Source organism: Dietzia sp. Cai40 (assembly GCF_014145165.1).
Classification (GTDB): domain Bacteria; phylum Actinomycetota; class Actinomycetes; order Mycobacteriales; family Mycobacteriaceae; genus Dietzia; species Dietzia natronolimnaea.
In genome coordinates this window covers 1-7,028 of sequence record NZ_JAALEB010000241.1, presented here as the reverse complement: position 1 = coordinate 7,028, position 7,028 = coordinate 1, and the positions used below count along the sequence as shown (strand labels likewise).

General features: G+C 71.4%; 6 protein-coding genes. 3 read left to right on the top strand and 3 right to left on the bottom strand.

What is annotated here, in order from left to right; all coding sequences use genetic code 11:
* Positions 1 to 184 precede the first annotated feature (184 nt).
* Both G6022_RS09935 and G6022_RS09930 read left to right on the top strand, forming a co-directional pair.
* Entirely contained in the window at positions 185 to 1,306 is a 1,122-nt protein-coding gene (locus G6022_RS09935; RefSeq protein WP_182691480.1) for a TIGR03857 family LLM class F420-dependent oxidoreductase, read from the top strand.
* The gene (locus tag G6022_RS09930) at positions 1,303 to 2,364 is read left to right on the top strand and encodes an aminoglycoside phosphotransferase family protein (RefSeq protein ID WP_182691478.1); all 1,062 of its coding nucleotides are present in this window, start codon (positions 1,303 to 1,305) and stop codon (positions 2,362 to 2,364) included. Before G6022_RS09935 ends, G6022_RS09930 begins: the two co-directional genes overlap by 4 nt.
* Positions 2,365 to 2,517: 153 nt before the next feature.
* Here G6022_RS09930 and G6022_RS09925 read toward each other — a convergent pair whose 3' ends face one another.
* Both G6022_RS09925 and G6022_RS09920 read right to left on the bottom strand, forming a co-directional pair.
* The gene (locus G6022_RS09925; RefSeq protein WP_179524388.1) at positions 2,518 to 4,044 is read right to left on the bottom strand and encodes a catalase; all 1,527 of its coding nucleotides are present in this window, start codon (positions 4,042 to 4,044) and stop codon (positions 2,518 to 2,520) included.
* A gap of 55 nt (positions 4,045 to 4,099) precedes the next feature.
* Positions 4,100 to 4,540: a Fur family transcriptional regulator gene (locus tag G6022_RS09920; RefSeq protein WP_182638582.1), complete on the bottom strand. Its 441-nt coding sequence runs from the start codon at positions 4,538 to 4,540 to the stop codon at positions 4,100 to 4,102.
* Positions 4,541 to 4,692: 152 nt separating this feature from the next.
* On the opposite strand from G6022_RS09920, the gene G6022_RS09915 reads away from it, so the two are divergent.
* Entirely contained in the window at positions 4,693 to 5,547 is an 855-nt protein-coding gene (locus G6022_RS09915; protein WP_179524387.1) for a universal stress protein, read from the top strand.
* Between the two features lie 112 nt (positions 5,548 to 5,659).
* On the opposite strand, the gene G6022_RS09910 is transcribed toward G6022_RS09915, so the two are convergent.
* A partial coding sequence (locus G6022_RS09910; RefSeq protein WP_182691476.1) for a hypothetical protein occupies positions 5,660 to 7,028 on the bottom strand: 1,369 nt, incomplete at its 5' end.

Genomic DNA, 7,028 nt, shown 5'->3' with positions numbered 1-7,028 from the left:
CGGCAGCCCGGCGCAGCAGCCCGGCGCAGCAGCCCGGCGCGGCCCGGCGCGGCCCAAGGACCCAGCAATACCCACACCGGGCCGACGGCGTCTGCGGCAACACCCGGTGGTGGACTCCGCAGGCGGGTTAATGTGACACCTGTCACTCAATATCTGCGTGACCATCCACCGCCGGAAGGCGCCCATGCCCCACGCTGCAGCTGACCACCTCATGCCCGAGCTCGCCTGCTACGGACTCGCCGGGCACAGCGCGTCGCCGGCCGACCTCATCACAGAGGCCGCCCGCGCGGAGGAGTTGGGGCTCGGGTCGATCCTGCTGTCCGAGCGGTTCGCCCTCAAGGACGCGGCGGTCATGGCGGGGGCCGCGGTCGCGGCGACCAGCCGGATCGGCGTGGGGACCGCCGCGACAAACCACAACACCCGTCACCCACTGGTCACGGCCACCATGGCCACAACCCTGCACCGGATGTCCGGCGGCCGGTACGCGTTCGGGCTGGGCCGCGGCATCCCGCTGCTGTTCGACATCATGGGCCTGCCCCACGTCACCTCCGCGCAGCTCGAGGACGCGGTGGGGATCTACCGCACCCTGTGGCGGGGCGGGTCGGTGGCGGGGCACGACGGCCCGGCGGGGAGCTATCCCTATCTCGTGCAGGACCCCTCGTTCGACGAGGACATCCCGGTGCTGCTCATGGCCATGGGCGACAACTCGCTCCGGCTCGCCGGACGGATCGCCGACGGCGTGGTCCTGCACACCTTCATGTCCGACACCGCCGTCGCCAGATCCGTCCGGCTGGTCCGCGAGGCCGCCGAACGGGCCGGCCGCGACCCGGCGCAGGTGCGGATCTGGTCGGTGATGGCCACCATCGAGGACTCGCTCGACGAGACCGCGCGGCTGCGCAAACTCGTCGGCCGCCTGGCCACCTACCTCACCGGGTACGGCGATGTGCTGGTCCGGGTGAACGGCTGGGACCCGGCGGGCCTGGAGCGGTTCCGCGCCGACGAGCGCCTGTCCGCCCACTCCGGTGCGCTCGACGCGACCGACGACCTCGACATCCTGCGTCACGCCCGCGACGTGCTTCCGGACGAGTGGCTCGCCTGCGCCGCGGTCGGCAGCGCCGAGCACTGCGCCGACCGCATCGAGGGCCAACTCGCGCTCGGCGCGGACTCCGTCGTCCTGCACGGCGCGACCCCCGACGAGCTCGCCCCGGTCCTGGCCGCCTGGCGTCGCCGGCGGGACCCCCGTCGGTTCGACCATCTCCCACCCAACCCCGGACGTCTCCACCTGCGGAAGGACCCCCAGACATGACCAGCGTCGACTCGAGCGCCTCCGTGGTCTGCACGCCGGAGGAGGTGACGGCGGGGTGGCTCACCCGGGCGCTCGGCACCGAGGTCCGGTCGGCGCGGACCGAGGCAGTGGGGACCGGCCAGATCGGCTGCTGCGTGGTGGCCCACGTGGACGGTGACGGGCTCCCGCCGACGTTGTTCGTCAAGCTCCCGAACCCCGACGAGGGCATGCGGCCGCTGCTGCACGGCGTCTACCGGAGTGAGGTGCTGTTCTACCGCGATCTGGCGCCGACCGTGGCCGTGCGGGTGCCACGGGCGCGGTTCGCCGCCCTCGGGGAGCGGGAGGGTGAGTTCACGCTCGTGCTCGACGACGTGGCGCCGCTGGTGCAGGGTGACCAGCTCACCGGGCTGACCGTCGAGGACGCCCGCGACTGCGCGGTCAACCTGGCCGGGTTGCACGGCCCGCGCTGGTGCGATCCGGCGCTCCGCGGCATCGACGGCCTCTCCTGCCCCTCTGCCGAGGACAACGTCACCCTCCGGGAGCTCGGCGGGCCGGCATTGGAGGCCTTCCTCTCCGAGTTGGGGGACCGGCTCGACGACGACGAGCAACGGATTCTGTCCGAGATCGCGCCGCTGATCGCCGACTGGGCCAACGGGCGGCCCGATCGCTACGCCCTGCTGCACGCCGACTACCGCGCCGACAACATGCTGATCGATCCCTCCGGGGACCGGCCGTCCCTGGCCTGCGACTGGCAGACCCTCACCGTGGGGCTGCCCGGGCGCGACCTCGGCGGCTTTCTCGGCTCAAGCCTGGACGTCGCCGACCGCCGGGCCGCCGAACGCGGGATCGTGGCCGACTACCACCGCGCGCTCGTCGGGCACGGGGTGACCGGGTACTCCCTCGAGACCTGCTGGGACGACTACGTCTACGGGCTGCTCCAGACCCCGGTGCTCGGGATCTTCGGCTGGATGTACGGCACCCGGACCCCGCGCGGTGACGAGATGTTCGCCCTGCTCATGCGGCGGGCCTGTCGGGCGATCGCCGACCACGACGCCCTGACCGTGGTCCGCGGCGGCTGACTGGGCCCTGACCGTGGTCCGCGGCGGCTGACGGGGCCCCGGAAGCCGGCGCACGAGGAGGGCCCGACCCCGCTGGTCGCGGGATCGGGCCCTTCGTCTCAGTCGAGTTCGGCCGACGCGTGCTCGACCGAAACATGCTCGGCTACGGAGTGGTCACTCCTGGCGACGGTGGTTGCCGCGCGGACCGGACTCGACGCCGGCCTTGACGGCCTCGCACAGCCCCTGGTCGACGGCCGCCCAGTAGGCGTACACGCGCTCGAGGAGCTCGGTCTCCGAGGGGTCGATCTTGCTCACGTGACCGGCGATGTTGGACGCCAGACGCTCGCGGGCCGCGTCGTCGAGGACCTCCCGGTAGAGCGTCGTGGCCTGCGCCTGGTCGGTGTCGTCGGAGTGCGGCGAGACGTCCCCGCGGTAGATCTCCGAGCCCTTGGTGTCCCAGTCACCGAAGTCGAACGCCTTGGCCGGGTCCGCGACCGGGCCGTCGAGGGTGTTGGGGGCGTACTCGGCCTGCGCCGGGTGCGGGAACTCGTACTGCATGGCGCCCTCCTTGGAGTAGGAGTTCACCGGCGAGAGCGGTCGGTTGACCGGCACCTGCTGGTAGTTGGCGCCGATGCGGTAGCGCTGGATGTCCGGGTACGCGAAGACACGGCCGAGGAGCATCTTGTCGGGCGAGAAGCCGATGCCCTTGACGATGTTGGTCGGCGCGAACGCCGCCTGCTCGATCTGGGCGTGGTGGTTCTGCGGGTTCCGGTTCAGCGTCATGGTGCCGACCTTGCGCAGCGGGTAGTCCTTCTGCGACCAGACCTTGGTGAGGTCGAACGGGTTGAAGCGGTAGGTCTCCGCCTCGTCGAAGGGCATCACCTGGACGTGCAGGTCCCACGACGGGAACTCGCCCTTGGCGATGGACTCGTAGAGGTCCTGACGGTGGTAGTCGGCGTTCTCACCGGCGAGCTTGTCGGCCTCGTCCTGGGTGAGGAAGTCGATGCCCTGGTTGGTCTTGAAGTGGAACTTGACCCAGTGGCGCACACCCTCGGCGTTGATGAACTGGTAGGTGTGCGAGCCGAACCCGTCCATGTTGCGCCAGGTGGCCGGGATGCCGCGGTCGCCCATGAGCCAGGTGACCTGGTGGGTCGACTCGGGGCTCAGGGTCCAGAAGTCCCACTGCATGGCGTGGTTGCGCAGGCCGGAGGCGTTCTTGCGGCGCTGCGAGTGGATGAAGTCCGGGAACTTGAGGGCGTCGCGGACGAAGAAGACCGGCGTGTTGTTGCCGACCATGTCGTAGTTGCCCTCGTCGGTGTAGAACTTCAGCGCGAAGCCGCGCGGGTCACGCCAGGTGTCGGGGCTGCCCTTCTCGCCGGCGACGGTGGAGAAGCGGGCGAGCATGGGGGTCGTGACGCCCTGCTGGAACAGGCCTGCGCAGGTGATGTCCGAGACGTCCTCGGTGGTGACGAACTCGCCGAAGGCGCCCGAGCCCTTGGCGTGGGGCAGACGCTCCGGGACGTTCTCGCGGTTGAAGTGGGCGAGCTTCTCGATGAGGTAGAAGTCGTGGATCGGCTGCGGACCCAGCTCGCCCAACCGGGCGCTGAACTCGTCGCTCGGTACCGGCTGGCCACTGTCGGTGGTGGTGGCGGACTTGGGCTGGAAGTCGCGTACGCCTCGGTCGGCGGGATGCGTGGTCACGTCTGGTGCTCCTCGTTGTGGTGGGGTGATGGGCGATGTGGTCTGGGTCTCAGTCTTAACCGAGCCGGGCACGGCCCGCCTGACATTCGGGACATGTGCCCCAGTAGTTGACCTCGGCCTCGTCGATCTGGAAGCCGTGATCGTGGTCCGCCTGTAGGCAGGGCGCATGCCCTACCGCGCATTCGACATCCTCGATCCGGCCGCACTGCCGGCACACGAGGTGGTGGTGGTTGTCCCCCGTGCGGCGTTCGTACCGGGCCGGCGAGCCGGCCGGTTCGATGCGCCGCATGAGTCCGACGTCGGTGCACACACGCAGCGCGTCGTAGACGGTCTGCGTGGACACCGCGCCCAGCCGCTCCCGGACCAGTACCGCGACGTCCTCCGCCGCGATGTGGGGACGACTGTCGACGACGGCGAGGACCGCCAACCGGGGAGAGGTGACCCTCAACCCGGCTGTCCGGAGCAGCGCTCCCGGATCCTCCATCTGCGTCGTCATGGGCCTCACCCTAGCCGACTTTCTGGAACTGGTCCAGAAAAGGACTGGTTCCGCTTTGGTAACGATGTCGGCCCCGTCGCAGCTGCCCCCCCAGACGCCGTCGTACCCGCCGACTAGGCTGATCCGCGACGCCGAACCCGCAGGAGGACGCCATGACGGAAACCGCCACCGGACCGGTCGTATGCGGCTACGACGGTTCGCGGGACGCCCGCCGGGCCGTGGCCTGGGCCGCGAACTGGGCACGCGACCACGACGCGGGGCTCGAGGTGATCTCGGCCGACCGCGCCGTCGGACGCGTGGTGGCCTTCGACGAGACCGCCCGCGCCAACGTCGAGGGAGCCATGCGGGACCAGCTCACCGACCTCGTCGGACAGGTCCCGGCGACCTACCGCGTGGTCGCCGACAGCCCCGTCGGCGCGCTCGTCGAGACCACCGGATACGCCTCGGCGATCGTCGTGGGCAGCCGCGGACTCACCGCCCGCGAGGACTTCGCCATGGGGTCCACTTCCGCCGGGGTGGTCGAACACGCGAGATGCCCCGTCCTCGTGATCACCCCGCGCACACCGGAGGGCCCCGCCAGCGGCCCGGTGGTGCTGGCCGCCGACGGATCCGAGGCCGGGGACCCCGCCGCGGCGTTCGCCTTCGCCGAGGCCGAGAGGCGGGGCACCACCCTGCGGGTGGTCCACTCCGTCGAGGTACCCCGGCTCCCGGGTGCCTCGCTGTTCGACCTGGACCAGCTCGCCGAGAGCGTGTTGGCCGAGGACGAGAAGGCGGTCACCGACGCTCTCGCCCCGCACGAGGCCCGCCACCCGGGCGTGACCGTCGACCTGGTCCTCGTGGTGGGCGAACCCGCCACCACCATCGCCACCGAGGCCGCGGGTGCCGCGCTCCTGGTGACAGGATCGCGCGGACACGGCGGGTTCGCCGGACTCTTGCTCGGATCGGTCAGTCGGCGGCTGCTCCAGACGGCACCGTGCGCTGTCGCCGTCGTCCGCCCCACCGACTGAGCCCCACCCCATCCCGAAGAGCGTTCCGCACGCATCGGCCGAGAGGCAGGTGTGCGGAACGCTCTTATCGATGCAGGTGGGAGGCCGGGTCCGGGCTGCTGAGGGCCTGTCGCTACGCGGGGCCGATCCGGAGCATGCGCGTGAGCGTGGGTTGCCACATCACGCCCGGGGCATCGCCGCGGGAGACGACGGTGCCGGTGAGTTCCATCGGCTCGTCCAGCGGTGCCACGCCCACGAAGCTGCGTGCCACCTCCCGGCCGGTCTCCACATCCGTCGAGGTCACGTCCACCGGGCCGAACTTCTGTGCCAGGCCCTGATCGAGCAGTGGTCCGAGCTCCGGGCCAAGCCCTCGCTGCACCCCCGACGGCCCGTACGTCAGCGCGTGGATCTGTCCGTCACCGGTCGTGAGCTTGGGCAGAGACGCCGTCCGCGACAGCGAGGTCCACGCCCGGGAGCAGGTGCCGTCCGCGCCCCCGGCCCCGTCGGCCCGCACGTCGATGCGCGTCATCCCTCCGGTGTACGGCGCGGAGGCGGGCACGGCCGGGCCGTCGACGGCGAACGGCGGGTACTCGTACCCGTAGGTGTTGACCAGCACCAGCGCGCCGGAGACCGCGATGATCGAGTTCTCCGTGGCCGCGGGCCCCTCGATCAGCACGCCGTCCGGTGCGGCGGAGTCCGGAGTGAGCGAGGTCGCGAATGCCGGCATCCGGCACACCTGCGAACCGTCGGCTCGGCGCAGGACGATCAGATCGGGGTGCTCGGCGTCGTCGGTGATCGCCACCAGCGAGTCGCCCGGGCCGAAGTACGTGGGCGTGGTCCCCGAACCGTGCGCCAGCAGGCCGGGCTTGCGCGCCGGACCCACCTCGTAGCCGTGCCGCCAGCGCACCACCGGGGTCCCGTCCGGCTCGAGGTCGATCTCGTAGAGCGCCCGGGTGGTGATCACCGACGCGCCACCGGGCCGAACGGTCAGCCCGTTGGTGATCCTCTCCCCTGCGGGCAGCGCGAGGGTGCGCACGGTGTCGTCGTCGCCCGGCCGAACGGTTCCCACCACCCCGCCGGAGGTCGCGAACCAGACCCGCCCGTCGAACGCCGGGATCAGCCCGGTGACCGCGTCGCCGGCGGGGACGCCCGCGGACAGGTCCGCCAGGACGTCGACCGACATCCTCCAGGTGCCGTCCGGGTCGCGGTGATGCCCCACGGCGAGGAGCCGCCGGTTGCCGTCGGCCACCACCACCCGGTCACGCTCGTCGAGGTAGCCGTACACCCCGCCCAGCAGCGCACCCTTGGCCAGCTGCACCTCCGCGAGCACCGCCGCGGTGTCGGGATGGAAGAGCTTGACCGTCGGCGCGAGCGGGGTCGGCGGATGGAGCCCCACGTACGAGGTGCACAGGGCGACGGGCATGCCGTCGGTGCCGACGAACACGGTCGAGCAGGTCGCCCCCGTCAGCGCGCCCACGATCGCGGGGTCGGCACCCGGCCCG